The 24,381-nt window shown below is 36.3% G+C and carries 28 protein-coding genes and 1 pseudogene; 11 read left to right on the forward strand and 18 right to left on the reverse strand.

The genetic code is table 11. The annotated features are described in order from the left end of the window. Nucleotides 1-33 precede the first annotated feature (33 nt). The gene (locus LOK41_RS23480) at nt 34-495 is read right to left on the reverse strand and encodes a hypothetical protein (protein WP_241818518.1); all 462 of its coding nucleotides are present in this window, start codon (nt 493-495) and stop codon (nt 34-36) included. A 99-nt stretch (nt 496-594) separates the two neighbouring features. On the opposite strand from LOK41_RS23480, the gene LOK41_RS23485 reads away from it, so the two are divergent. Further along, nucleotides 595-1,287 carry a DNA alkylation repair protein gene (locus tag LOK41_RS23485; protein ID WP_241818519.1) on the forward strand — a complete coding sequence of 231 codons (693 nt, stop codon included), beginning with the start codon at nt 595-597 and terminating at the stop codon, nt 1,285-1,287. A gap of 571 nt (nt 1,288-1,858) precedes the next feature. Then, entirely contained in the window at nt 1,859-3,235 is a 1,377-nt protein-coding gene (locus LOK41_RS23490) for a glycine--tRNA ligase (protein WP_241818520.1), read from the forward strand. A 31-nt stretch (nt 3,236-3,266) separates the two neighbouring features. Here LOK41_RS23490 and LOK41_RS23495 read toward each other — a convergent pair whose 3' ends face one another. Continuing rightward, nucleotides 3,267-3,644 carry a hotdog fold thioesterase gene (locus LOK41_RS23495; protein WP_174103311.1) on the reverse strand — a complete coding sequence of 126 codons (378 nt, stop codon included), beginning with the start codon at nt 3,642-3,644 and terminating at the stop codon, nt 3,267-3,269. 93 nt (nt 3,645-3,737) lie between these two features. Between LOK41_RS23495 and LOK41_RS23500 the strand changes: the two genes are divergently transcribed. Together LOK41_RS23500 and LOK41_RS23505 are read left to right on the forward strand one after the other, a co-directional pair. Further along, the gene (locus LOK41_RS23500) at nt 3,738-4,490 is read left to right on the forward strand and encodes a DUF3298 and DUF4163 domain-containing protein (RefSeq protein ID WP_241818521.1); all 753 of its coding nucleotides are present in this window, start codon (nt 3,738-3,740) and stop codon (nt 4,488-4,490) included. A gap of 41 nt (nt 4,491-4,531) precedes the next feature. Continuing rightward, the gene (locus tag LOK41_RS23505) at nt 4,532-5,122 is read left to right on the forward strand and encodes a biotin transporter BioY (RefSeq protein ID WP_241818522.1); all 591 of its coding nucleotides are present in this window, start codon (nt 4,532-4,534) and stop codon (nt 5,120-5,122) included. 47 nt (nt 5,123-5,169) lie between these two features. Here the strand turns inward: LOK41_RS23505 and galU are convergent, their stop codons facing one another. Beyond that, complete coding sequence (gene galU, locus LOK41_RS23510; RefSeq protein WP_241818523.1) at nt 5,170-6,057, reverse strand: UTP--glucose-1-phosphate uridylyltransferase GalU; 888 nt, start codon at nt 6,055-6,057, stop codon at nt 5,170-5,172. A gap of 213 nt (nt 6,058-6,270) precedes the next feature. Continuing rightward, nucleotides 6,271-7,995, reverse strand: a complete 1,725-nt coding sequence (locus LOK41_RS23515; protein ID WP_241818524.1) for a phospho-sugar mutase — start codon at nt 7,993-7,995, stop codon at nt 6,271-6,273. 143 nt (nt 7,996-8,138) lie between these two features. On the opposite strand from LOK41_RS23515, the gene cdaS reads away from it, so the two are divergent. Then, nucleotides 8,139-8,744 (forward strand): sporulation-specific diadenylate cyclase CdaS, encoded by a 606-nt coding sequence (cdaS, locus tag LOK41_RS23520; RefSeq protein ID WP_241818525.1) that lies wholly within the window; start codon nt 8,139-8,141, stop codon nt 8,742-8,744. Between the two features lie 38 nt (nt 8,745-8,782). Here cdaS and LOK41_RS23525 read toward each other — a convergent pair whose 3' ends face one another. The 5 genes from LOK41_RS23525 to LOK41_RS23545 all read right to left on the reverse strand — a co-directional run bounded on the left by LOK41_RS23525 (nt 8,783) and on the right by LOK41_RS23545 (nt 12,493). Next, the gene (locus tag LOK41_RS23525) at nt 8,783-10,267 is read right to left on the reverse strand and encodes a leucyl aminopeptidase (protein ID WP_241818526.1); all 1,485 of its coding nucleotides are present in this window, start codon (nt 10,265-10,267) and stop codon (nt 8,783-8,785) included. A 75-nt stretch (nt 10,268-10,342) separates the two neighbouring features. Beyond that, nucleotides 10,343-10,717, reverse strand: coding sequence for a DUF309 domain-containing protein (locus LOK41_RS23530; protein WP_241818527.1), 375 nt, complete (start codon nt 10,715-10,717; stop codon nt 10,343-10,345). Nucleotides 10,718-10,953: 236 nt separating this feature from the next. Further along, nucleotides 10,954-11,580 carry a 3D domain-containing protein gene (locus tag LOK41_RS23535; protein WP_241818542.1) on the reverse strand — a complete coding sequence of 209 codons (627 nt, stop codon included), beginning with the start codon at nt 11,578-11,580 and terminating at the stop codon, nt 10,954-10,956. Between the two features lie 85 nt (nt 11,581-11,665). Continuing rightward, nucleotides 11,666-11,983, reverse strand: coding sequence for a YuiB family protein (locus LOK41_RS23540; protein ID WP_174103293.1), 318 nt, complete (start codon nt 11,981-11,983; stop codon nt 11,666-11,668). 15 nt (nt 11,984-11,998) lie between these two features. Beyond that, on the reverse strand, nt 11,999-12,493 hold the full coding sequence (locus LOK41_RS23545; protein ID WP_241818528.1) for an NUDIX hydrolase: 495 nt from the start codon (nt 12,491-12,493) through the stop codon (nt 11,999-12,001). Nucleotides 12,494-12,757: 264 nt separating this feature from the next. Here LOK41_RS23545 and LOK41_RS23550 point away from each other — a divergent pair, with 264 nt between their 5' ends. Beyond that, nucleotides 12,758-13,177 carry a DUF5391 family protein gene (locus tag LOK41_RS23550; protein WP_241818529.1) on the forward strand — a complete coding sequence of 140 codons (420 nt, stop codon included), beginning with the start codon at nt 12,758-12,760 and terminating at the stop codon, nt 13,175-13,177. Here LOK41_RS23550 and LOK41_RS23555 read toward each other — a convergent pair. Continuing rightward, a pseudogene (locus LOK41_RS23555) lies at nt 13,082-13,369 on the reverse strand (RNA-guided endonuclease InsQ/TnpB family protein); the annotation flags it as partial. The gene LOK41_RS23550 and the pseudogene LOK41_RS23555 overlap by 96 nt on opposite strands. A 395-nt stretch (nt 13,370-13,764) precedes the next feature. Further along, the gene (locus tag LOK41_RS23560) at nt 13,765-14,973 is read right to left on the reverse strand and encodes an NAD(P)/FAD-dependent oxidoreductase (protein WP_241818530.1); all 1,209 of its coding nucleotides are present in this window, start codon (nt 14,971-14,973) and stop codon (nt 13,765-13,767) included. A 467-nt stretch (nt 14,974-15,440) separates the two neighbouring features. Here LOK41_RS23560 and LOK41_RS23565 point away from each other — a divergent pair, with 467 nt between their 5' ends. The 4 genes from LOK41_RS23565 to LOK41_RS23580 all read left to right on the forward strand — a co-directional run bounded on the left by LOK41_RS23565 (nt 15,441) and on the right by LOK41_RS23580 (nt 18,840). Next, nucleotides 15,441-16,430, forward strand: coding sequence for an NAD(P)/FAD-dependent oxidoreductase (locus LOK41_RS23565; protein WP_174103287.1), 990 nt, complete (start codon nt 15,441-15,443; stop codon nt 16,428-16,430). 160 nt (nt 16,431-16,590) lie between these two features. Further along, on the forward strand, nt 16,591-16,851 hold the full coding sequence (locus LOK41_RS23570; RefSeq protein ID WP_241818543.1) for a hypothetical protein: 261 nt from the start codon (nt 16,591-16,593) through the stop codon (nt 16,849-16,851). Between the two features lie 87 nt (nt 16,852-16,938). Beyond that, nucleotides 16,939-17,415 (forward strand): GyrI-like domain-containing protein, encoded by a 477-nt coding sequence (locus tag LOK41_RS23575; RefSeq protein ID WP_241818531.1) that lies wholly within the window; start codon nt 16,939-16,941, stop codon nt 17,413-17,415. Nucleotides 17,416-17,592: 177 nt separating this feature from the next. After that, nucleotides 17,593-18,840, forward strand: coding sequence for an MFS transporter (locus LOK41_RS23580; RefSeq protein WP_241818532.1), 1,248 nt, complete (start codon nt 17,593-17,595; stop codon nt 18,838-18,840). Between the two features lie 17 nt (nt 18,841-18,857). On the opposite strand, the gene LOK41_RS23585 is transcribed toward LOK41_RS23580, so the two are convergent. Together LOK41_RS23585 and LOK41_RS23590 are read right to left on the reverse strand one after the other, a co-directional pair. Further along, nucleotides 18,858-19,739: a helix-turn-helix domain-containing protein gene (locus LOK41_RS23585; protein ID WP_241818533.1), complete on the reverse strand. Its 882-nt coding sequence runs from the start codon at nt 19,737-19,739 to the stop codon at nt 18,858-18,860. Between the two features lie 298 nt (nt 19,740-20,037). Beyond that, the gene (locus tag LOK41_RS23590) at nt 20,038-20,946 is read right to left on the reverse strand and encodes a PspC-like choline-binding domain-containing protein (protein WP_241818534.1); all 909 of its coding nucleotides are present in this window, start codon (nt 20,944-20,946) and stop codon (nt 20,038-20,040) included. A gap of 222 nt (nt 20,947-21,168) precedes the next feature. Between LOK41_RS23590 and LOK41_RS23595 the strand changes: the two genes are divergently transcribed. Further along, nucleotides 21,169-21,621, forward strand: coding sequence for a 2-thiouracil desulfurase family protein (locus LOK41_RS23595; protein WP_241818535.1), 453 nt, complete (start codon nt 21,169-21,171; stop codon nt 21,619-21,621). A gap of 33 nt (nt 21,622-21,654) precedes the next feature. Here LOK41_RS23595 and LOK41_RS23600 read toward each other — a convergent pair whose 3' ends face one another. From LOK41_RS23600 to LOK41_RS23620, 5 genes are all read right to left on the reverse strand, one after another. Then, entirely contained in the window at nt 21,655-22,008 is a 354-nt protein-coding gene (locus tag LOK41_RS23600; RefSeq protein WP_241818536.1) for a YxeA family protein, read from the reverse strand. 191 nt (nt 22,009-22,199) lie between these two features. Next, nucleotides 22,200-22,355, reverse strand: coding sequence for an FbpB family small basic protein (locus LOK41_RS23605; RefSeq protein WP_481748832.1), 156 nt, complete (start codon nt 22,353-22,355; stop codon nt 22,200-22,202). A gap of 602 nt (nt 22,356-22,957) precedes the next feature. Further along, on the reverse strand, nt 22,958-23,311 hold the full coding sequence (locus LOK41_RS23610) for a HesB/IscA family protein (protein ID WP_241818538.1): 354 nt from the start codon (nt 23,309-23,311) through the stop codon (nt 22,958-22,960). A gap of 41 nt (nt 23,312-23,352) precedes the next feature. After that, the gene (dapF, locus tag LOK41_RS23615; RefSeq protein WP_241818539.1) at nt 23,353-24,219 is read right to left on the reverse strand and encodes a diaminopimelate epimerase; all 867 of its coding nucleotides are present in this window, start codon (nt 24,217-24,219) and stop codon (nt 23,353-23,355) included. Further along, nucleotides 24,176-24,381, reverse strand: a 206-nt coding sequence (locus LOK41_RS23620) for a hypothetical protein (RefSeq protein WP_241818540.1), incomplete at its 5' end; no start/stop codon positions are given. The genes LOK41_RS23620 and dapF, both read right to left, overlap by 44 nt.

Here is a 24,381-nt window from a genome sequence, read left to right on the forward strand (position 1 = left end):
CGACAATGTTCAACAGAACACCTTAATTAAATCCTAATATTTCGTTGGCTCATTTCGAATTAAAAACAAATGAATTGGAAGAAAAATAGAACATGTTATCACATGAATAATCGTAAATAATACCGAATTCGTACCATACCGGTCCAAAATGGCATATACCAAATAAATTGACAGAACAAGCGAGACTCCTGTTGCTAGCACACTTATAATCGGAATAAAATTTAAAATAAAACATAGAACATATATCCCAAATACTTTCCACCCTGCCCCTTCTTTCAAAAATCCAGGCAACTTCTCCCTTGCCAAGTCCCCCCACACTTTACTATTTAAAAACGGAATAAAAGCAAGAACACCATCATTAGCACCATCATTTTTCGCCATCGTATAAAGTGCAAATGCCGTTAATATATACGCAAGGACACCCCAAATTACAATAATTAAAATAAAAGTAAAACTAAGCGCTAAAAAACCAGCAAATATACCTTGATCTTCCATCGCTCCCTCTCCCTTCTACTCTCATCATATTTTTTTATATCCATTTCTAATCACTTCTTTATATAATATGAATAAGAAGCCTGAAAGGAGAACGATTTTATGCACCCATTTGCAAAAGCCTTACAGCAACATTTCATTGCACATCAAAATCCTGAAAAAGCAGAACCAATGGCTCAATATATGAAAAACCATTTCCCATTTCTCGGTATTCAAACACCGGAAAGAAGAAAGCTATTACGTGAAGTAATACAAGTACATACACTTCCAGACAGAGAGGAATTTCAAATCGTCATTCGTGAACTTTGGTCTTTACCAGAACGCGAATTTCAAGCCGCCGCTCTCGATTTATTACAGAAATATAAAAAACATCTCGATAAAACTCACATCCCATTTTTAGAAGAGCTCATGATAACAAAGTCATGGTGGGATTCCGTTGATGGTATCGTCCCTACATTCTTAGGAGACATCTTCTTAAAATATCCAGAGGCCATTCCTACCTATATTCCGAAATGGATCGCTTCAGAAAATATATGGTTACAGCGTGCCGCAATCTTATTTCAACTCAAATATAAACAACAAATGGATGAAGAACTCCTCTTCTCAATCATTGGACAACTCAAATCTTCAAAAGAGTTTTTCATTCAAAAAGCAATTGGCTGGGTACTTCGTGAATATGCGAAAACGAGTCCAAATGTTGTATGGGAATACGTTCAAAACAACGAACTTGCTCCTTTAAGTAAACGAGAAGCAATTAAGCATATTCGCTCTACTATGAGCACCTCTTCAAACTAAAAGGATAGTAAAATAAGTGAAACACTACCGTATATATCCCTTTAAGCTCTTGCTATGAAAACAAAAGAAGATATCCACTCATTTCCTCCTTCTGTTTTAACATAGCATAGGACTAAAAAAGGCACTGTCCGCTTCTACCCATGAGCAGGTGCTCTCTTCCACCAAAAAAGAATGGTTTTACATCGGTTTTTATTTGGTATCTACATAGATACACTCGTTCCTCTATTGTGATTTAAAAAGGAACGTGATAGAATATGGTCATTATTATTAAATATAGTAGCGATGACGGACTTATAAGTACTTGCACAAAAAGCGATTCAGGGATAGTGAAAGCCTGAAAAAGCGAGGAAACGGCAGTCTCGAGCAATACGTGATAAAGTGGTTGTGTGTTTACGCGCACATCAACTAGGGTGGAACCGCGGGTATACACAAGCTCGTCCCTAGGCAAAAATGCCTAGAGACGAGCTTTTTTGTATTTAAAAGCGTAAGCGGCTTGCTCAAGAAAGTGTCCGCTCAACAAGTACACTCTGTCATCGCCAATACGTTAACTTTTAAAAGGAGGATTTTTATTATGTATTCAATGGAACAAGTTGTAAACTTAGCGAAGCATCGTGGTTTTGTTTTCCCTGGTTCTGAAATTTATGGTGGTCTTGCAAACACTTGGGATTACGGTCCACTTGGTATTGAATTAAAAAATAACGTTAAAAAAGCTTGGTGGAAAAAATTCATTCAAGAATCTCCATACAATGTTGGTTTAGACGCAGCAATTTTAATGAATCCAAAAACTTGGATCGCTTCTGGTCACGTTGGTAACTTTAACGATCCAATGATCGACTGTAAAAAATGTAAAGCGCGTCATCGTGCTGATAAATTAATCGAAGATGCTTTAGATGCAAAAGGTATCGAAATGATCGTTGACGGTTTGACTTTCGATCAAATGGCTGACTTAATGAAAGAACACGAAGTAAAATGCCCAGACTGTGGTAGCCAAGAGTTCACAGAAATTCGCCAGTTCAACTTAATGTTTAAAACATTCCAAGGTGTTACTGAATCTAGTACGAACGAAATTTTCCTTCGTCCTGAAACAGCACAAGGTATTTTCGTAAACTTCAAAAACGTACAACGCTCTATGCGTAAAAAACTTCCATTTGGTATTGGCCAAATTGGTAAAAGTTTCCGTAACGAAATCACACCTGGTAACTTCACATTCCGTACACGTGAATTTGAACAAATGGAACTTGAATTCTTCTGTAAGCCTGGTGAGGAACTAGAATGGTTCACATTCTGGCGTAACACTTGTAAAAACTGGTTACTATCACTTGGTATGCACGAAGAAAGCATGCGCCTTCGTGACCACGGTGAAGAAGAATTATCTCACTACAGTAATGCAACAACTGATATTGAATTTAAATTCCCATTCGGTTGGGGCGAACTTTGGGGCGTTGCATCTCGTACAGACTTCGACTTAAAACGTCACATGGAACATTCTAACGAAGACTTTAACTATATCGATCCACAAACGAACGAGCGTTACGTACCATTCTGCATTGAGCCATCTCTTGGCGCAGATCGTGTAACATTAGCATTCTTATGTGATGCATACGAAGAGGAGCAATTAGAAAATGACTCTCGTACAGTTCTTCGTTTCCACCCTGCTTTAGCACCATATAAAGCAGCTATCTTACCATTATCTAAAAAGCTATCTGAAGGCGCTAGTGAAGTATTCGCAGAACTAGCAAAAGACTTCATGGTAGACTTTGACGAAACAGGTTCTATCGGTAAACGTTACCGTCGTCAAGACGAAATCGGTACACCATTCTGTATCACATATGACTTCGACTCAGTTGAAGACAAAGCTGTTACAGTACGTGACCGCGACACAATGGAGCAAGTTCGTATGCCAATTAGCGAATTAAAAGGCTTCTTAGAGAAGAAAATTCAATTCTAATGATGAAAAGGCTGCCTGTGGGCAGCCTTTTTTATCGTTTCTCTTTAATTGCGACTGTGCATCTTGAAATACATAGTAAATCATCATTTTCATCAATGATTCTTACATCCCAAACCATTGTTGTTTGCCCTTTATGGATTGGTGTACCAATCGCTGTTACAATTCCATCACGTTTCGAGCGAATATGATTCGCATTGATTTCAAGTCCAAAACAAATACACTTTTCTTGATCAATTAAATTATAGGATCCTACGCTTGCTACCGTTTCGGCCAATGCAACTGATGCACCACCATGTAAAAAGCCAAATGGTTGGTGTGTACGTCCATCTACTGGCATCGTTGCTACCACTTTCTCCTCTGTCATTTCTAACAGTTCAATCCCAAGCGCATCCATTAATGTTTTTGACATGCAACTTCCCCCTATTCCTTATTTAAAAATGTATAATTTCCCCTATTTATTTTCAAACTATCCATAGCACTTATCTAAGGAGGTTCCATCTATATGAAAAATAAATTCTGTATTCTATTACTCTTAGTCTCCTTGCTCATTATTGTACCAAATTGTACGAATGCAGCCCACCCTTCTGACCTGACAATCGATATTAAGACTGTTACGCAAAAAGGTAAGAAACCTTATTTAGAATATCAAATTAGTAGACCTTACTTTAGTAACTTTTACGATCCGGAATTTCAAAAGAAATTGAATACATACTACAAAACAACGACAGATCGTTTTAAAACAACATTAGCAAAAGAAGCGAAAAAATACTATAAAGAAGCTCAGGAATCAGATGCTCCTTTCCACCCATATGTTGCAAATGTTGATTATAAAGTTACATTACAGCAGTCTCTCTTACTTAGCTTATATGTAAATTATTATCAATATACAGGCGGAGCACACGGCCTCTATACATGGAAGGCAAATACATTTGATTTAAAAGAAAAGAAAGCTTTACGTTTAGCTGATTTATTTCAAAAGGGCAGCAACTATAAAGACATCATTCGTGCAGAAATCGTTAGACAAATTAAACAAGATGAAAGTATTTACTTTCCAGATGCAGCTGAAAAAGTGATGAGTACAAAGAAATTCAATTACTTTTTAGAACCAGATAACCTTGTTGTCTATTTCTCTTTATATGAGATTGCCCCTTATGCAAGTGGAATTCCGCAATTTCGAATTCCATACACATTACTTAGGGAGTCACTAAAGCCTAACTATCAAAACATTTTAATTGACAATAAAGAGATGAATTAGCTACGATAATGTTAACCTAATAACAATAGGAGGTTAACATTATGAGACAATTACGCGCTTTAGATTTAGCACTAGCTGCCATGTTTGTTGCACTCATGGCAATCGGTGCGAATATCGCATCTTGGGCACCATTTTTACAAGTAGCTGGTGTTCCACTTTCTATGCAACCATTTTTCGCTATTTTAGCGGGGCTTCTTCTTGGGAGTAGACTTGGTGCCTTATCTATGGTTGTTTATATGCTTGTTGGAGTTGCAGGAGCACCGATTTTCGCAAATTTCAAAGCTGGGTTTGGAGCACTTTTAGATCCTACTGGTGGTTTTATTATCGCATTTATTATTGTTGCTTACGTATCAGGAAAACTAGTAGAACAAAGAGAAAAGCCACAGTTTGGTACATTTGCAATTGCCTCTTTTACTGGAATTATTTTAACTTATATCATCGGTACTACTTATATGTATGCAGCTGTAAACTTTTGGATGGGTGGAGATATGAGTTACAAAGCGGCTTGGGCAATTATGATGTGGTTCGCAGTTAAAGATATTATCTTTACAATTATCGGTGCTGTCATTGCACCCCGCATATATTATGCAGTTCGTCGTTCTGCTTATCAGCATTCTCATTCGACGCTATAATAATGAAAAAAGAGTTACTCCGAAACAGAGGAGTAACTCTTTTTATATTAAGATTCTTGCTTCATTTGCTCATCTAAAATTTTCTTCATCATAACAAGCATGTCATCTCTTAACTCTTCATGCTGAAGTGCCATTTCAATTGTCGTTTGAACAAAGCCTAATTTTTCTCCAACATCGTAACGCTTTCCTTCAAAGTCATAAGCAAATACACGTTGAATTTCATTTAAGCTTTGAATCGCATCTGTTAATTGAATTTCGCCACCCGCACCAATATTCTGGTTTTCTAAGAACATAAAGATTTCAGGTGTTAAGATATAACGTCCCATAATCGCTAAGTTTGAAGGCGCTGTACCTTGCACTGGTTTCTCAACAAAATTACGAACTTGGTAACGACGTCCATCTTGTTCTAATGGATCGATGATTCCATAGCGATGTGTTTCTTCTTCTGGAACAGTTTGTACACCTATAACAGATGAAAGTGTTTTATCATATTCATCCATTAATTGGCGTAAACATGGTTTTTCAGCTTGAACGATATCGTCACCTAATAAAACAGCGAATGGTTCATCACCAATGAATTTACGTGCGCACCAAACGGCATGCCCTAGTCCTTTTGGCTCTTTTTGGCGGATATAATGAATATCAACCATTTTAGAAGAAGCTTGTACTTTTTCAAGCAACTCATATTTTTTCTTCTCTAATAAATTTTGTTCTAATTCAAACGCATTATCGAAGTGATCTTCAATAGAGCGCTTTCCTTTACCAGTAACAATAATAATATCTTCAATTCCAGATGCCACAGCTTCTTCTACAATGTATTGAATCGTTGGCTTATCTACAATTGGAAGCATTTCTTTCGGCATGGCCTTTGTTGCTGGTAAAAAACGCGTTCCCAATCCCGCAGCAGGGATAATCGCTTTTCTCACTTTTTTCATAAAAAATACCCTCTTTTCTGTTCTAATCCTTAAGCTATATTTCTTTACTCGTATACGAAAGTTAGTACTCTGACCTCAGTAATTGAAATGTTACAGACAGTATACCACATCGATTCTTTTTCCCTTCGAATTTCTTCTAGATACAAGAAAAGAGGAGGCCGTTCTCCGTTCTCCTCTTTTTCCTTTCACTAATGAAAGTAACTCTTTATTCTATTATAAACGATTCATAACATCTTCTTTAATAGCAAGTAACTTTTGTTCACTATTTTGTAAGGAATCATCCTTCACACCAAAGTAAAACTTGATTTTTGGCTCTGTTCCAGATGGACGCAAGCAGAACCAAGAACCATCCGCTAATTGATATTTTAACACATTTGATTTAGGTAAGTGAATCTCTTCCTTACTTCCATCTTTTAGTGATGTAATGATGCTTGCTTTATAGTCTTCTACTGCGTCTACTTTTAAATCAGCTACTTCTTTTGGCGGATTTTCACGGAATGATGCCATCATTTCTTGAATTTTCTCTGCACCATCTTTTCCTTTTAACGTTAACGATACAAGGTCTTCACGGAAGAATCCATGTTTCGCAAACACTTCTAATAAGCCATCGTATAACGTTTTGCCTTGTGATTTATAGTATGCTGCAACTTCACATGCGAACAGTACAGATTGGACTGCATCCTTATCTCGGCAGAATGGGCGAATTAAATAACCATAGCTTTCTTCATAACCAAATTGGAATTCATATTGTCCACTTTCTTCATATTGCTTAATCTTTTCACCAATAAATTTAAATCCAGTTAGCGTATCTACTGTATCTAATCCATACGCTTTCGCAATTGTACGACCAATTTCAGAAGTTACGATTGTTTTTAATACAACACCGTTTTCTGGAAGTGTGCCGTTTTGTTTCTTTTGTGATAATAAATAGTCTAGCATTAACGCACCTGTTTGGTTTCCTGTTAATACTTGATACTCACCAGCGTGATTACGAACAGCTACACCAAGACGGTCTGCATCCGGATCTGTTGCGATTAACACGTCTGCTCCTACTTTTTCACCATCACGAATCGCAAGTTCAAACGCTGCGTGCTCTTCTGGGTTTGGTGATTTTACTGTTGAGAAGTTTGGATCTGGTAACTCTTGTTCTTTTACAACCGTTACGTCTGTAAATCCAACTGCTTCTAAACCACGACGCGTTGGAATATTGGATGTTCCATGCAGCGGTGTAAAGACGATCTTTAAATCTTTTCCAACTTCTTGTACCATTTCTTTATTGATAATGACTGTTTTTAATTGTTCTAAGTATGCGTCATCTACTTCTTTTCCAATGATATGTAATAAGCCGTCTGCTTTCAATTGCTCTACATCAGCAACTTCTACTGTTAATTCATCTTCTACTTCGTTTACATAGCTAATTAACTCGTCTGCTTCTTTTGGTGGTAATTGTCCACCATCTTCTCCATACACTTTATAGCCGTTATACTCAGGTGGATTATGACTCGCCGTAAGAACGATTCCACTTACTGTATGTAAATAACGAACTGCGAAAGAAAGTACTGGTGTTGGACGTAAACTTTCAAATACATATGTCGTAATACCATGTGCGCCAAGAGTTGCCGCTACTTCCATTGCGAATTCAGGTGATTTATGACGGGAATCATACGCTACAACAACGCCACGTTTCTTCGCTTCTGCACCTAAATTTTCAATAAAGTGTGCCAGTCCTTTTGTTGCCTTGCGAACTGTATATACGTTTAAACGGTTCGTACCAGCACCAAGCTCTCCACGCATACCACCTGTACCGAATTCTAAGTTTTTATAGAAGCTATCTTCTATTTTCTTTTCATCTTGTTTCATATCTTCTAGTTGTTCTTTTAATTCTGCATCTAAGTTTGCATAGGATAGCCAGCGACTATATTCTTGTTTCCAATCCATTTTCTAATCTCCTCTCGCCTGTCATAACTACATTATATGAAAAAAACGACAAGTATCTCAATATATTTTAAAATCTAACAGGATTTTACTATAAGCATTTGTATACACTAACCCTATATACTTCAAACAAAAAGGTGAGAAAAATGGAAGAATGGGGATTATCTGAAGAGTTAAAAATAAAAACGAAACAAATGATTGAAATTGTAGAGGGCGAATTACGTGATATGAAGCGAACTGTTGAAAAAGACGGTGAGTGTATTTTATGTAAAATGGAAGAAATCCATCATTTACTAAGTAATGTTCAAACACTAGCAGCTTCTTATTATTTAAAGGCATATTTATCACCCTATACATCAGGCTATGCTCCCATTACAACAGCAATTCAACATTTAGGTGATAGAAAACATGGTGCATTAATTGTTGTAGAAAGAAATGATTCACTTGATTCCCTTATTCAAACTGGAACAAAACTTGAAGCACATTTAACCGTTCCACTGCTGGAATCCATTTTTTATCCAGGCAATCCGCTTCATGACGGAGCTGTTCTCATTAAAGAAAACCATATTGTTTCAGCTGCAAACATTCTTCCTTTAACGAAAAGCATAGAAATCGATTCAAAACTAGGAACACGACACCGAGCTGCAATTGGTTTATCAGAAAAAAGTGATGCACTCATATTAGTTGTGTCTGAGGAAACAGGTCGCACATCCTTCGCTTTAAACGGAACGTTATATACAATTTCTTTATGAAAAAAGGACAGCTCTTTAGGCTGCCCTTTCGAAACTTCTTATTCTTCTCCAAAACGTTCAACAAGTGTCGCAAGTGTACGAACCATTGCACCTGTTGCTCCGGCTGGACCTAAATCATGTGCACTCGTTGTATCAGATGTTCCAGCGATATCTAAATGTACCCATGGCGTTTCTTCTGCAAACTCACCAAGGAATGTTCCGGCCATTACCGCATGACCTTCGCGGCCTGGTGAGTTATTTAAATCAGCAAATTTACTGTTACGAACACGCTCTTTATCACGCTCGAAAATCGGTAATTGCCAAATTGGCTCATCTGTTTCCATGGATGCTTCTAATACTTGTTCAAATAATGCTTCATTATTTGTCATTGCACCTGTTGTGTGATTTCCAAGCGCAACGATAACACCGCCTGTTAATGTTGCAATATCAACAAGATAGTTTGCACCAAGTTTCTTTGCATATGTAATACCATCAGCTAATGCAAGACGGCCTTCTGCATCTGTATTTAATACTTCAATTGTTTTACCACTCATAGATGTAATTACATCGTCCGGTTTAAATGCTGTACCGCTCACAACGTTATCAGTTGATGGGATAACAGCAACTACGTTTTGCTCTGGGCGAAGTTCACCGATAATCTCCATTGCTCCAAGAACTGCTGCGGCGCCGCCCATATCACCTTTCATCCCTACCATGCCTTCGCGTGGTTTTAAAGAGTAACCGCCTGTATCATATGTAATCCCTTTTCCAACGAATCCGATCACATCCGTCCACTCTTCTTTGCCTTTATAAATAAGAGCAATCATTTTTGGTGGCTCTGTAGAACCTTGGTTTACAGCAAGTAACGCACCCATACCAAGCTCTTCCATTTCTTCTTTCTCAAGCACTTTATAATCCATATCGTATTTCTCAGCTAATTCAACTGCATACTCTGCAAGTGTTGTTGCTGTTAATACGTTAGGCGGCATATTTACAAGTGTACGAGCTGAATTTGTAGCACGTCCATGCACATATCCTACTGTTAATGCAGCTTCAATTTCTTTTGCATCCTCTGCTGTAATAACCGCAAAGTTTTCTAACTCTACACTTTCTTTTTTGTCTGTTTTATATGTTTGTAAATCATATGTACCAAGACAAGATACTTCAGCTGCAATATGCGCAACATCAATTGCGTCTAATTTATCCGTTACGAAAGAATCAAGTAAAATTGCAGCTTCTTGCACTTTGTCCGCTTTTAATGTTTTAAATGCTTTACTAAGTGAAGCACGTAACGTTTCTGTTGAGTATGATTCTTTTTTACCAAGGCCGACAAAATAATAACGTTTTACATTTGTTTTTCCTAAGCTATGTACTTTTGAAATGGCTTTTTTCTTTGCACTCAGCTCTTTCTCTTCTAATAAAACTTGTAATTGTCCATCAAATGCTTTGTCTAATTCCTGTACAAAACTACTCGCTTTTTCTTCTTCAAATAAAGCAACGATAACTGCTTCATGACTTGCTAATTCTTTTTGTACTTGAAACATGTTCAAACCCCCTAGATTTCTCTATTTTCATTATAACTGTATTTTCCCTAAAATGCGATAATTCTAACTTGTCTATCACTTCATATACAGAATAATCTCTGGTAATAATGGTAACTTATCCACTTGTTCATATGGGACTTTCTCTATACTTTTTGGTATCACTTTACGGCATTCTTGAACAAATTTCACAACTTCTTCTACATCTAATTTCCAATACATAGGGCGGTATGGCGTCAAATATTGTTCCGCCACTTCCATCATCATGCGCGCCCCCTTTACATTCCCATAACTGTAATGATACTGAGCAACCGCCATTTGCAATAACCCCTTTAAAAATAAATTACTCCGATCTTCTAACCACATTTCTTCGAGCAAATCATGACATGTATAATAATCACCTTCATTGTACTTCACAAAAAACTCATAGTACGCCAACGGATAGTCTTCCACTTTTCCACCCCTTTTTCTTATATATAAATTATGGCTATGAAGAAAAAAAGAGACTTTCACTCATTTTTTCCTTCTGTTTTCACATGGCATGGGACTAAAAAAGGCACTGACCACTTCTATGCGTGGCCGGATGCTCTCGCCCACCGAAAAAGAATGGTTTGCTATTCGTTTTTTAATTTGGATTTATATATTGTGAACCAGGACAAAGAAAAAAGTCTAGTGTTAACCTCACTAGACTATCTCTGTTTCAAATATTGACCGCGGAATACTTGCAATGTTTCATCTTGGTTCAGCATCGTTAACTGCTCTTCTGTCAACTTACCGTTCCCCATTTTCACTACGTATACATTTACTTTTTTCTTGCCCCACTCACTATATACATCTTGAACAGTTTCATAATATAAATCGAGTCTATTTCCTTTTATAGCTCCCCCTTTATCTGCTACCACACCATATCCATAGCCTGGTACAAAAAGGATGGTCCCAATCGGAAACACACGTAAATCAGCTGCAATTGTAGAATATATGTCACGTTTTGCCTTGACACCTGAATATGTAATGCCATACTCTGGGTGCCCGGGCCTTTTACCAGTTGATTCTATCCCTGACGTATAACCAGTTGCTGTCATTTCCATGACCCGATATTTAGACCAGTCTTTTCCCTGTTCTAAAGCATTTATCACTTCTTTACTCGGAGCAACTTGTTGTGCTCTTTCTGCTGCATGTACTTCCTTTACATTGCTTTCTTGATATGTTTTTACAAGCTCTGCTAAAGACACTCCAGTGAATGCTTGCCATGTCACACATAATGCCGCTACAAGTAAACAAGTCATCATAATGCGAATCCCATAACGTTTTAACATTTTTATATTCCACACTCCTTCATCGTTCATCATTCCCTATACGATAAAGAAATATGCAGAAAAAAAATCCCCAGTAAACTGGAGACTAGAACATTTGGTATCCACTTTTCCGAAGCTTCTTTATAACAACTCCTGCTAAAATTGCCCCTAGTAACCCTGTTGATAAAATAAAAAGATCGGCTTGTCCAAGACGTAAAACGCTTGTACCAAATAAAGAAAATGTTTCCTTAGGTTTTGAAAAATAATCCCAAACACTTGCTTTACTAATAATCAGCATACAAACAATCGGATAAACGATAACCATCACCCAAGTAGCACGTAAAATCATGTTGAGTAAAAATCCAATTCCAAAGAACAGTATAAAAAACAACATCATTGAAATAAGTAATACTGGAATACTCACTTTTTCCCACTCCTTCTATTTCTTATCCCCTGCCGTAAACACATGATACGATGTATATCCAAATTGATCTCCTGGATTTAATGTTGTATCCATCTTAAGAAGCGATTCTTTATGACCTTCCAGTAAATACCGAATTAATATAGAAGCATCTTGATCATATGCAATATCTTTTGGATGTAAAAATGCTACTTCAGACAATTCCTTTTCTTGTACAGTAATCTCTTCTCCTTCCGGTTCGAGTAGAAAAATAATCATATTATCGCTAATCTCATCACGAATAACTCCCGAACGAATGCCAATAACCCCTTTTACATGCGCCCGAATTCCTGTTTCTTCTAAAATTTCACGTTTAACAGCTTCATCAATCGTTTCTCCTTCATTTACGAAACCTGCAGGCAATGACCATTTTCCCATTAAGCCTCCGTATTTTTTCTTAACGAAGAGCCATCTACCATCTTTTGTCGCTACTAGTCCACTTACAGCTAGCCAAACTTTCCCACGCTTCCCCATGATGTAAAACCCCTTCCAGTTAAACGAACAGAATATTCATTCTTTTCTATGTATTATACTATATTTTTCAGTGAGAATAATATAATCTTCCTTGTTCCTTAGCGGATACGTTTCTTTCTACTCTTCTACCTCATTTATTACTTTTCCATATTTTTTATATAATGTTAATATATTGATTCCTTTTAGGGAGGTCTCGAATTTTTTCAAAACTCTCCCTTGAATATTACATCACACTTATTTATTGCGAAAGGAGTAAAAAACAAAATGAGAAATCAATCAAAAAAATCCAGTATTGTATTTGTAACATTAGTTTCCGCATTCTTCTTCTGCTCTGTCTTAGTTATTCCTTCGCTTTCACCACTTGCTGATTTTGGACCTAATGCAAATAAATTTAACTCTTTAGGCATGTGGAAATCAATTGGCACGATTTTACTATTTTATAGCGTACCTCTACTTCTTTATATCGCAGGAGTGAATGCAATGCGATTCATCATGGCTATTCTTTGCGGTATGGGGCTATTCGTAAATCTTGTGATACTTGCAGCCGTATTGATTATAACGCTCTCAAGTAACTATAAAGCCTCCTCTTTCTTTTGGTTTTGTTTTCTCTTTTTCCAAATTCTTTTGATAGGCAAGAATTTGTGTATCATTCATCTTCCCCATATTTTTAGCAATTGTATCTAAAACTTCTTTTTGTAAAGGTTGCAACTCCTTATTTTGTGTCAAACCTGTATATACTTGTCGTATATAAAAGTTTGTCGTGTTGTACATATTCTTCGCATTTTGGCAAGATTCTTGAAAATAAGAATACATACGATGTCCTTTTTTAATCCAAATTTGAAGAGTTTTATAATTTGTTTGATTTTCCGTTGTCATTTTTTCACCTCCTTGTTAAGGATATTATACTAAAACAAGAACATATGTTTCCGTTATTTTACTTGAACATAAAATATTTTTTTGATTCACCTCACCACCTTCACATATGTTTAGAGGTGGGAGTCCTCTCGAAAGATATGATAGAAGTTTAAGAAAAGCTTGTATTACACAAAAAAGCAGAAACAGCTTATAGCCATTTCTGCTTTTTTCTACTATATACCTCTTTTGATTTTCCAATATATAAAACACGGCTGTGAAAACAAAAGTGGATCTCCACTCGTTTACTCCCTTTGTTTTAGCATAGCATAGGTAGGAAAAGGCCCTGACCGCTTCTACGCATGGCTGGATGCTCTCTTCCATCAAAAAAGAAAGGTTTTTTCATTTATATTTATATATTAAAAGAACTTCAATTTACCTTTTTTCAGAACTAATAAAGGTCCACCAAGTAAGAATAGGTAACGGTTATCAATTACTTTCTTCATAAAGGAAGCTTTCCATCCCGTTAACTTTTTACCCATAACAACGCCCATTGCATCGTCATGTCCTAATGAACATACAGACCCTTTATTATCGAACACGAATTTCTTCATTTCACCTTTACCGCGAATTAACACAGATAAGTTATGTGCGATATTGTAACCTTGTTGAATTGCAATTTGTGCTGTTGGTGGGTATGGACGATTAATCTCTTCATTGATGATTAACGCTGCGTCACCAACCATGAATACATCTTCGTGACCTGGAGCATGCATATACGCATCAACTTTTACACGTCCGCGCATTGCTTCAAAGCCAGACTCTTCCACAATACCGTTACCGCGAACACCAGCAGCCCAAACAACAGTTTCAGATTTAAGTAACTCAACATCGTCACCGTTTGCAACTAGAATACCTTCTTCAGTCGCTTCTTTAATTGCTGTACCGATGCGGAATTCTACACCTTTTTTCTCTAACTGTTTTACAGCGTACTCAACTAATTCTGGATCGAAACCAGGAAGTGCAGACGGAGCAGCCTCTACACAAATGATACGTGCTTTTTCACGTGGAACATCATACTCTTTGCAAAGTTCAGGGATACGGTTTGCAAGCTCACCTACATACTCGATACCTGTAAATCCTGCACCACCAACTACGATTGTTACTAACTCATCGCGTTTTTCAGTCGCATATTGAGAGAACTTGTATTCCATGTGCTCACGAATTTGACGAGTTGCATTAATGTTAGTAATAGAGAATGCATGCTCTTTCAATCCTTTAATACCAAATGTTTCAGATTCGAAGCCAAGACCGATTACTAAGTAATCATACTCTAACTCAGCATTTTTTAAGATAACGCGTTTTTCAGCTGCTTTAATTTCTACAACTGTATCTTGTACAAAGTTTACTTTATTTGTATCAATAACGTCTTGAATGTCGAGACGGATTTTATCATGATGTAATGTGCCAGCTGCACTTTCATGTAACCAAGTTGCTTGGTAGTGATAGCTGTTGTTGTTTACTAACGTAATTTCAGCTTCACTTACAGATAATGCTTTTTGCAGACGAACAGTCGTAATCATCCCGCCATAACCTGCACCTAAAACTACGATTTTTGGAGTTTTCACTCAATCACAACCCTTTTCTTTATATAATAGTAATGAAAAATAAGACCAAAGTGCTAAACACTTACTTTGTCAAGAATGTGGAATTCCTCACATTCTCAAGCATAACAAAACGTATTCAAAAAATCTTACGAAATTTGTCATAAAAAATTAACATAATACTTTCCTATATTAGTCGGTTTTATGTCATAATTCAAGCGCCTGACGAATTATCAATATTTTAAAATAACATAGCGTTTTCAAGGGTTTTTCAGCCTTTTTTTCATGTATTTTCCTAGTTGGTATATTTTATACATTTTTAACTTAACTATGCACAAGCTTACATATAATTCAGTCATTTCTTGCAGTATTCTAAACTTAAATATGTTATCATTTTACTGTAAAGTGTAATCTTATTTGCAGGATTTCCGTATACATATGAACAATATATGGAATCAATATCTAAATTCCATCTATAGGGGGAATAAATAGTGACAGAAAATCAAAAAGTTTACGACATAACGATTATCGGTGGAGGTCCAACAGGATTATTCACAGCATTTTATGGCGGCATGAGACAGGCCAGTGTAAAAATCATTGAAAGTTTACCGCAACTTGGAGGACAATTATCCGCACTATACCCTGAAAAATATATTTACGACGTAGCCGGATTCCCAAAAGTACGCGCGCAAGAACTTGTTGATAATTTAAAAGAACAAATGAAAAAGTTCGAACCGACTGTTTGCTTAGAAGAAGCAGTTGATACACTTGAAAAACAAGCCGATGGTGTATTTAAGCTTGTAACAAATAAAGAAACGCACTATTCTAAGTCTGTCATTATTACAGCTGGTAATGGAGCTTTCCAACCACGCCGTTTAGAATTAGAAGATGTAGAAAAATTCGAGAAGAAAAATCTACACTATTTCGTTGATGATATGAATAAATTCGCTGGGAAACGCGTCGTTGTATTTGGGGGCGGCGACTCTGCAGTGGACTGGACAATGATGTTAGAACCAATCGCTGAACAAGTAACAATCGTTCATCGCCGTGATAAATTCCGTGCCCATGAGCACAGCGTAGAAAACTTAATGAACTCTCGCGCAGATGTAAAAACACCTTACGTTCCAGTCGAATTAATTGGTGAAGACAAAATCGAACAAGTTGTATTGCAGCATGTAAAAACGGAAGAAAAAGTTGTGATTGACGTTGATGATGTCATCGTAAACTACGGCTTCGTTTCTTCTCTTGGCCCAATTAAAAACTGGGGATTAGACATTCAAAAAAACAGCATCGTTGTAAACTCTAAAATGGAAACAAACATCCCTGGTATTTACGCAGCTGGTGATATTTGTACATATGAAGGAAAAGTAAAACTGATTGCATGTGGCTTTGGTGAAGCACCAACAGCAGTAAATAATGCAAAAGCTTACTTCGATCCAAATGCAAAACTACAACCAATGCATAGTTCTAGTATGTTTTAATTTATAGATGAGACGGACTCCTTTCGTACGAAGGGAGTCTTTTTTAATAAAATAATACTTGTGTTTCCCCCCATCTCCTACTGATTATCAGCCCTCATCAAGATTTATCTAAACTCTTAGGGATATTAAGAATAAGTCAAAAGGTGGTTTTAATATGGATATTAGATGGAAAAGTGAAGATATTATTTTTGACACACTAAGGGAAGCTGAAATATGGGCTGACTCGATTGCAAACGAAATATACGGAAGAACGATTGATGGGTACATAACCCCTGACTATAAGATTGCTTATGCTCTGTCATTTTTCTTAGCTTCTGTTCCTAATTTCATCGTTCACACAGAAGAAGCGGTAATTACAGATTCATTTGTTTATAAGGTTTGGGTGACCAATTTAACGAGTGCAGAGCAAAAAAACGTCTAAAGGGTACCTTCCCCTTTCCTTCATCTATATAATTATGGTACAATCATATAGAACATTTGTTCTTATAAAATAAAGGAGAGTATTAACATGAATGAACCTAAGATTGTAAAAAAAGAAGCTTTCCAAGCCATCGGTATTTCTATCACAACAAATAATGAAATGGAAACATCAGCTGAAGGAAAGATTCCTCACCTATGGAACCACTACTATCAAGATCAAATCATGAATCAAATTCCTAACAAAAATGCTCAAACCACACTTGCATTCTATTCGGATTATGAGTCCGATGAAACTGGAACATATACATATACAATTGGTATGCCAGTCTCTTCACTAGACACAATCCCTGGAAATATGAAATCTCTTACAATACCTACTCAGACATATGCAGTATTTACAACACGTAAAGGTCCTGTATCAGAAATCGTATACGAAACATGGCAAGATATTTGGAACTGGTCGAAAGAAAACAAGCGTGCTTTCACAATTGACTTTGAGCTATATGACGAAAGGGCAATGGATCCAAATAACGCGCAAGTTGATATCTATATTGCATTAGCCTAAACCACATAATAAGAAGGTGCTTTTCGCATCTTCTTATTTTTTTGTCTTTAAAAATCCACTGGGCAAATCTTCTATTATTGTCTACAATGAAAAAGTGCAGTATAGAAATATTAAAAACTGTATAAAACGATTGTTAACAGGATTTTATTTAAAATTGTTACATAGAAAGGAAGCAATATGGAGGAACTACAACAAAACAAATCTGCTCTAGCAGAAAGCGGAACACCTTTGTTAAAAAATACAAACTTCCTATTTCTCTGGGCAGCTACATTATTCTCAAGCTTTGCTTTAGCCTTTTTTACATTTTCTCAAACTTGGTACATAGCCAAAACATTAAATCTTGAAGCCTCACTAGGCGTTGTCTTCGTTGCACTTAGCGTCCCAAGACTTATCTTTATGATTGTTGGAGGAGCTGTCGCAGATAAATTTCCGAAAAAAAATATTATGTTTTACTCGAATATCATTCGTGCACTTCTTGTCGCAACGATTTTAACTTGGTTTATCGTCGGTGATGTAACGTTATATACGTTTGCTTTGTTTGCCTTATTTTTCGGATTAGCGGATGCCTTCTTTTGGTCAGCTGACGGTTCCATTCTCCCTGAACTTGTAGAAAAACATCGTTTAACGCAGGCAAATTCACTTACACAAATGACAAACCAAGCGTCAGTCATTTTAGGACCTGTATTTGGTGGGATCCTCATTAAATTTAGTAATTATGAGACCATCTTTACCATTACCATTCTATTGCTCATTGTTGCTGCTATACTTGTCCAAAAAATTCAATCTACTGTACAAGTAGAAGATGATACAGATAAAGGAATGTTTACATCTATTAAAGAAGGGATTTTATACGTAAAAGAATCACCTTTTCTTTCCACATTTCTCATCTGTAGTGCTTTTCTAAATCTATTTTTAATTGGTCCAATGCAAGTCGGTTTCCCATTATTTGTTAAGAATGTCCTTCATGGTGATTCACTTCAATTTAGTTATTTAGAAGCAGCAGTTGGAGGCGGAATGGCAATTGGTGCTGTCATTGTTGGTCTTAAAAATATTAATCGCAGGCGCGGTCTATTCTGCATCATTATGATGCTGTTATCCGGCATTTTCTTTTTATCGATTAACTTCAGTACCACACTTTGGCAAGCACTACTCGCAGGCGCATTTTATGGCATTACGATTGCCATGGCCATCGTTCCATTAATGGCGATGATTCAATCTACTGTCAAAGAAGAAATGATGGGACGCGTTATGAGTTTATTAATGTTGTCATCTATGGGATTCATCCCGCTTTCCTATGCATTCACATCGCTTGCACTTGCAGCTGGTATTCCGATTGTGACGATTATGAAAAGCGGTGCTATTGCAGTTATTGTCTTTGTATTATTTGTGGCAATTCGCGTTCCTGTTGTACGAAAATTCGATTGATCGAAAGGAGTCATGTATTATACACATGACTCTTTTTTAAACGGATCGAATAAAGTTACCTTTCTACTCCTTCTTATAGCAGCTCCCCATTCTAGTCCGATATCTAAAAAGAAATCTCGCATCGTACTATACAAAAGAGCTTTAATATCTTTACGAATCTCTCCTAATTTATATGCTCTGACAACACTTTTCACACGCCAGATGAGCTTTATTAGAATCTCTTCATCGCTCATCAGCTGTTCCAAAAATACACCTTGCTCTAATAATCCGCTCTTTTTATAAGCCAGTTCTACCTTACTCCAAAGTACATTAATCGTTTGTGGATTTCGTGACATCGTTACAATCGCATATACAAACTGAGCTGGAATATCATGACGACAATATGTTTCATCAAGTTCATACGTTGTTTTTTTCTTTTGTACTTCTTTAGAAAAGTTTTTAAAAAGAATAGTTTCCCTTTCTTCCCGCACCTCTTCCTTCTTACATCCATCTACACTTTTTCTCTTTTCACATGCGGACATTTTCATACGGTCATCCATGCGGTCAATAGCTGCTTTACGAAACACATATAAGTTTGCACTATATCCCCCTCGCTTATGTCTCTCTTTCGTAGGAATCCGTTCAATAATTCCGAGTTCCTCCAGTTTCGCAACAGAGCGACGCACCGTACGAATACTTTTCCCTATCTTATCCGCGATCGTTGCCATTAATGGACAAGCAACTCCAACTGTTTTTTGCTTTTCATTTACTGCATATCTTCCTAAAAACTGAATCACTAAAAAATCTGTTTTATTTATTTTCTCTTTATAACGCACTAAAATTTGCTTTTGGTATGTATTAAATTCTTCTATACTTCGAAATTCGCTATATGTTTTCATTAAATGATAGAAAGTTCCCATTTTTCATCACCCCATATATAAATAGGTGCGATAAAGCAGAATGGGCAATTTTTTTATTTAATAATTTAAAAAGCGTAAAACATAAAGTGAAACTTTAATCAGTGGGGGTTTTCTTCATCCCCCACTGATTATTAGTTGAACCAATCGGGCTTTTACGGGCAGTTTATCTCCCACCTAACTTCTTTGCTCTCACCGAATTTTGAGGTGGGAGTATTACTGCCCGTTAATGCGGGATAAAAACAGGTCGCACTACAACATGCGACCTGTCTTACTTATCAATAAAAGCTATTGCTTACAATTAACCAACCCAAACACCACTATTATTAAATTTGTAATATTTACCATCAATCCATTTTGTTCCTGTTACCATCGTACCGAAAGAATCAAGGTAGTACCAGCTTCCACCAAGTTTTAACCACCCTTTATGTTCAGATCCATTGCTGTTAAAATAGTGCCAGTAATTACCGATTTTTTGCCAACCTGTTTGCATTGCCCCGCTGTTATCAAAGTAGTAATATGTATTATTGATATAACGTTTTCCTGTTTCCATACTTCCGTATGATCCAAGATAATACCATTTTCCTCCAGTAGATAACCAGCCTGTTTGTTTTGCTCCACTACTATTTAAGAAATACCAAGATCCTTTAATTTGCACCCAACCTGTGTGCATTGCTCCCGTATTTTCATTTAGATAATAGTATGTATATTTCCCTGTTTTTTTATCTTGGATTGAAACCCATTCCTTTTGCATAATTCCATAATCGCCAAGGTAATACCATTTTCCTCCAGTAGATAACCAGCCTGTTTGTTTTGCACCACTATTATTTAGGAAATACCAAGATCCTTTAATTTGCACCCAACCTGTGTGCATTGCTCCCGTACTTTCATTTAGATAATAATATGTATATTTCCCTGTTTTTTTATCTTGAATTGACGTCCACCCTTTATGCATATATCCAAAAGAAGGATCAAGATAGTACCATTTCCCTCCAGTAGATAACCAGCCTTTTAGCTTATTACCATTTTGATCGTAGTAATACCAATATCCATTTTGTTGAACCCAGCCCCTAGCCGCCTTAGCATGACTTACATTTGTAACTTTAGAAACTGTGTTATTCTGTTGAATAGCTTTGTTTCCATCTGCATAAGCTGCCGTTGGAATTAATAGTGCAGCAGAAAGTAAAGAAGTAACAATTGTCTTTTTCATTAATTTTTCCCCTTTTCAGAAAATAGATAGTCTATGCTATTTTACCAATTATCTGTAATTAATTAAATGTTTTTTTACAATATTTGTACAAATGAATTATAAGATGGTCATAAAATATAGATAATAAGACTTTACTCTGCAATTTACTATATAATTTCATTAAGCTATATACAGATTAATGAACGACGATTTGATGATTCCTAATGACATGAGGTGAAAAATATGATTGTAATTAGTGCCTGTTTAGCTGGTATCGCTTGTCGTTACGATGGAAATGACAATCTCATTTCAAAAATAGAAGAGCTATTACAGAAAGAGGAAACTGTCCTTGTTTGTCCAGAAGTATTGGGAGGTTTGCCTACACCGCGTCCATCAGCAGAAATCATCGGTGGAAACGGTGACGATGTACTAGATGGCAAAGCAAAAGTGATGGATAAAGACGGAAACGATGTAACAGAAGCTTTTGTACAAGGAGCTCATAAAGCTTTGAAAGAAATAAAAGATTTAAATCCCGAATACATCATTTTAAAAGAGCGAAGTCCTTCTTGTGGTAGTTCTACTATTTATACAGGAGAATTTAATGGAAACAAACAAGATGGTTATGGTGTAACAACAGCATTATTTCGAAGACATGGCTTTACAGTAATTTCAGAAGAAGATTTCGAAAATAAATAAAGGAGTTGACCTACAAGGTCAACTCCTTCTTCATTATTTCACACCTAATTTTTCTTTCACTTTTGCAGGAAGTTCGTCTTTTTTCACTTCTTCCCAAGCTGTTACACCTTTTTTATCTGAATGATATAAACGAAGAAATGCTTCTTTGCGAAGTTCTTTAAATCCATTAAAATTCACTGTTTTTTCATTACCTTTTTCGTCAAAACCTTGTAATTCATAATTATACTCTTTGTATTTATTGCCTTCTTTAGATACCCCTGACTCTATTTTTGCATCAGTTGTAATTTGAACATAGTACTCATCTTTTCCCATACGGTTCAAGTCACAGCCAACTAACATTGTCGCAAATACAACTAAAATACTAAAAAGCGCAATATATCTTTTCACGTCATTCACCTCATGTGTTTTTTATTATGTTGTTATCCTAATCCCTTTTCGTTTGAGGAGAAATTCAAAAACGTGACATGAACATTACACTTTTGTAAGATTAAACACTGAAAAAACAAAAAAGATAACCAACTACTGCATCTAGTCGATTATCTTCTTTTTTGTATATCAACAAAGTTTTCGTATCTTAATTAGGAAGCCGATTTATTAATTGTATAACGTTGTTCAATACGTTGTTCAATTTTTTCCAGCTCTTGTTTATCATTCAATATCTTTTGTTTATTTTCTTGTACCAATTCTTTAAACGATTTATGAAGTAATTTACAACGTTTGTTCGCCATAATCATTTCTCCTTATTGTCTGTGCAATCACAGATATAAAATAAAATTTTTCGATCACCATAATTTTTTTGTCTTTATTTGTCGAAAAATTATTCTTAATTCAAGAATACTATAACTTCCGAGTTTTTAGACCTATTTATTTGAACATTATGTGAATTTAACAAAAACAATTATATACAAATTGAAAAACGAACATAATAATCCTTTTTTAAGGTGGATCAAGAGAGTTTCGAAGAGGTCAGATTCTTTTTCTGCCACATGCAGCGGTAAAGTAAATAGAGCAAACGATTGCCTATCATCTTTTGTTTCACATAACTGCAACGTCCATGTTCAATAAACAAAATGAATTTATATATAAAGAGTGGTCCTTGATAAAATGATATACTTGCCTTTCTGTACCTAAATTAACCATGCTAAAGACAAAATAATAAACCCTCTTTATGCTGTGTATTTGTTACACAGCATAAAAAGGGTTTTGTAATATTTAATCCTATTTCACAATCCATTAGCTTGTGGTTCCGCATAACAATAATTGTGTACACACGAAAATCATTTGTAATCCGCAACCTACCGATTCAGTTTCTGCTTCGCCTAACAAAGCTAAAAACTTAACACTCTTCCGGCTTACCAGCATTCGAAGCTGTACGGAAAGATGATCCACATCCGCATGATGCGATTGCGTTCGGATTATCGATTGTGAATCCGCCGCCAAGCATTGATTGTTTATAATCAATGTTAACTCCTTTTACAATCGGAGCACTTTCTTTATCAATAACAAATTCAACACCGAAAAACTCAAGTACTGTGTCGTCTTCATTTGGTTCTCTTTCAAATCCTAAGCCGTAAGAAAGACCACTACATCCACCGCCATGTACAGCAAGGCGAACGTATTTCTCTCCATCTTCAGCATCTTTCAACATATCTTTAATTTGAAATGCTGCTTGTTCTGTTACATTAATCATGAAATCCACCTTCCTTTCTTCTCTCGTTCTATTATACATCTTTACGCTTCTATCTTGTACTCATACACTCCACGGCAAATGACTTCTGCTGGACCTTTCATTAAAACGTTACCTTCTTCTGCCCAAGCAATCATTAAATCGCCGCCTGCTAGATGAACTGTAATTTCTTCGCCACGCTTCATTTTCTCATTTAACACTGCTGCGACAACGGCTGCACATGCGCCTGTTCCACATGCTTGCGTCACGCCTGATCCGCGTTCCCAAACGCGGAAGTTCATTTCATTGTCATTTACAATTTCAATAAATTCAACATTTACTCGTTCTGGGAACATTTCATGCGTTTCCAGAACAGGTCCTAGTGTTGTAAGCGGAGCTTCTTCCACATCATCTACAAAAATAACTGCATGTGGATTTCCCATTGAAACACCTGTAAAGACATAACGATGATTATTATATAGGAAATCTTCACGAATGAATGGTGTTTCCCCTTCACCAAGCATCGGCAACTCTGCACGAGTTAAACGAGGTACCCCCATATCAATTTTTACTAATGTAACCATACCATCTTCTACCGTTACTTCCGCTGTTACAATCCCAGCTAATGTTTCAATTGTAAAAACAGTTTCTTCTACTAGTTTATGCTCATACGCATATTTCGCTACGCAACGTAGCCCGTTCCCGCAACTCTTTCCTTCTGACCCATCACTATTAAACATACGCATTTTTACTGGTGCCACTTCCGATGGACAAATTAAAATCATGCCATCTGCCCCAATACCAGTATTGATATTCGAAACCTTTTCCGCTACAAGGGCTAACTCTTCCTCTAGAATTTGTTCTTCAAACATATTTACATATATATAACTATTTCCAAGACCATGCATTTTTGTAAAAGAAAATTGCTTCATCCTCATTCACTCCAAAAAAAATTTGTTGTTTTAAGTATAAAATGCATGCTTTTGGAACACAATAAGAACGTCCCCCGTTTCTCATATTTGACAACATTTTGATGGCTTTTATGTAAGAGCCGTTCTTACACAAATCGTGTAAGAAAAAAGCCCTTCTCGGAA

Source organism: Bacillus sp. TL12, assembly GCF_022625245.1.
Taxonomy (GTDB): Bacteria; Bacillota; Bacilli; order Bacillales; family Bacillaceae_G; genus Bacillus_A.

Coding starts and splice junctions, on each gene's coding strand:
- LOK41_RS23480 (WP_241818518.1), bottom strand. CDS start 495: ATGGAAGATCAAGGTATATTTGCTGGTTTTTTAGCGCTTAGTTTTACT.
- LOK41_RS23485 (WP_241818519.1), top strand. CDS start 595: ATGCACCCATTTGCAAAAGCCTTACAGCAACATTTCATTGCACATCAA.
- LOK41_RS23490 (WP_241818520.1), top strand. CDS start 1,859: ATGTATTCAATGGAACAAGTTGTAAACTTAGCGAAGCATCGTGGTTTT.
- LOK41_RS23495 (WP_174103311.1), bottom strand. CDS start 3,644: ATGTCAAAAACATTAATGGATGCGCTTGGGATTGAACTGTTAGAAATG.
- LOK41_RS23500 (WP_241818521.1), top strand. CDS start 3,738: ATGAAAAATAAATTCTGTATTCTATTACTCTTAGTCTCCTTGCTCATT.
- LOK41_RS23505 (WP_241818522.1), top strand. CDS start 4,532: ATGAGACAATTACGCGCTTTAGATTTAGCACTAGCTGCCATGTTTGTT.
- galU (WP_241818523.1), bottom strand. CDS start 6,057: ATGAAAAAAGTGAGAAAAGCGATTATCCCTGCTGCGGGATTGGGAACG.
- LOK41_RS23515 (WP_241818524.1), bottom strand. CDS start 7,995: ATGGATTGGAAACAAGAATATAGTCGCTGGCTATCCTATGCAAACTTA.
- cdaS (WP_241818525.1), top strand. CDS start 8,139: ATGGAAGAATGGGGATTATCTGAAGAGTTAAAAATAAAAACGAAACAA.
- LOK41_RS23525 (WP_241818526.1), bottom strand. CDS start 10,267: ATGTTTCAAGTACAAAAAGAATTAGCAAGTCATGAAGCAGTTATCGTT.
- LOK41_RS23535 (WP_241818542.1), bottom strand. CDS start 11,580: ATGTTAAAACGTTATGGGATTCGCATTATGATGACTTGTTTACTTGTA.
- LOK41_RS23545 (WP_241818528.1), bottom strand. CDS start 12,493: ATGGGGAAGCGTGGGAAAGTTTGGCTAGCTGTAAGTGGACTAGTAGCG.
- LOK41_RS23550 (WP_241818529.1), top strand. CDS start 12,758: ATGAGAAATCAATCAAAAAAATCCAGTATTGTATTTGTAACATTAGTT.
- LOK41_RS23575 (WP_241818531.1), top strand. CDS start 16,939: ATGAATGAACCTAAGATTGTAAAAAAAGAAGCTTTCCAAGCCATCGGT.
- LOK41_RS23580 (WP_241818532.1), top strand. CDS start 17,593: ATGGAGGAACTACAACAAAACAAATCTGCTCTAGCAGAAAGCGGAACA.
- LOK41_RS23585 (WP_241818533.1), bottom strand. CDS start 19,739: ATGGGAACTTTCTATCATTTAATGAAAACATATAGCGAATTTCGAAGT.
- LOK41_RS23590 (WP_241818534.1), bottom strand. CDS start 20,946: ATGAAAAAGACAATTGTTACTTCTTTACTTTCTGCTGCACTATTAATT.
- LOK41_RS23595 (WP_241818535.1), top strand. CDS start 21,169: ATGATTGTAATTAGTGCCTGTTTAGCTGGTATCGCTTGTCGTTACGAT.
- LOK41_RS23605 (WP_481748832.1), bottom strand. CDS start 22,355: ATGATTATGGCGAACAAACGTTGTAAATTACTTCATAAATCGTTTAAA.
- LOK41_RS23610 (WP_241818538.1), bottom strand. CDS start 23,311: ATGATTAATGTAACAGAACAAGCAGCATTTCAAATTAAAGATATGTTG.
- dapF (WP_241818539.1), bottom strand. CDS start 24,219: ATGAAGCAATTTTCTTTTACAAAAATGCATGGTCTTGGAAATAGTTAT.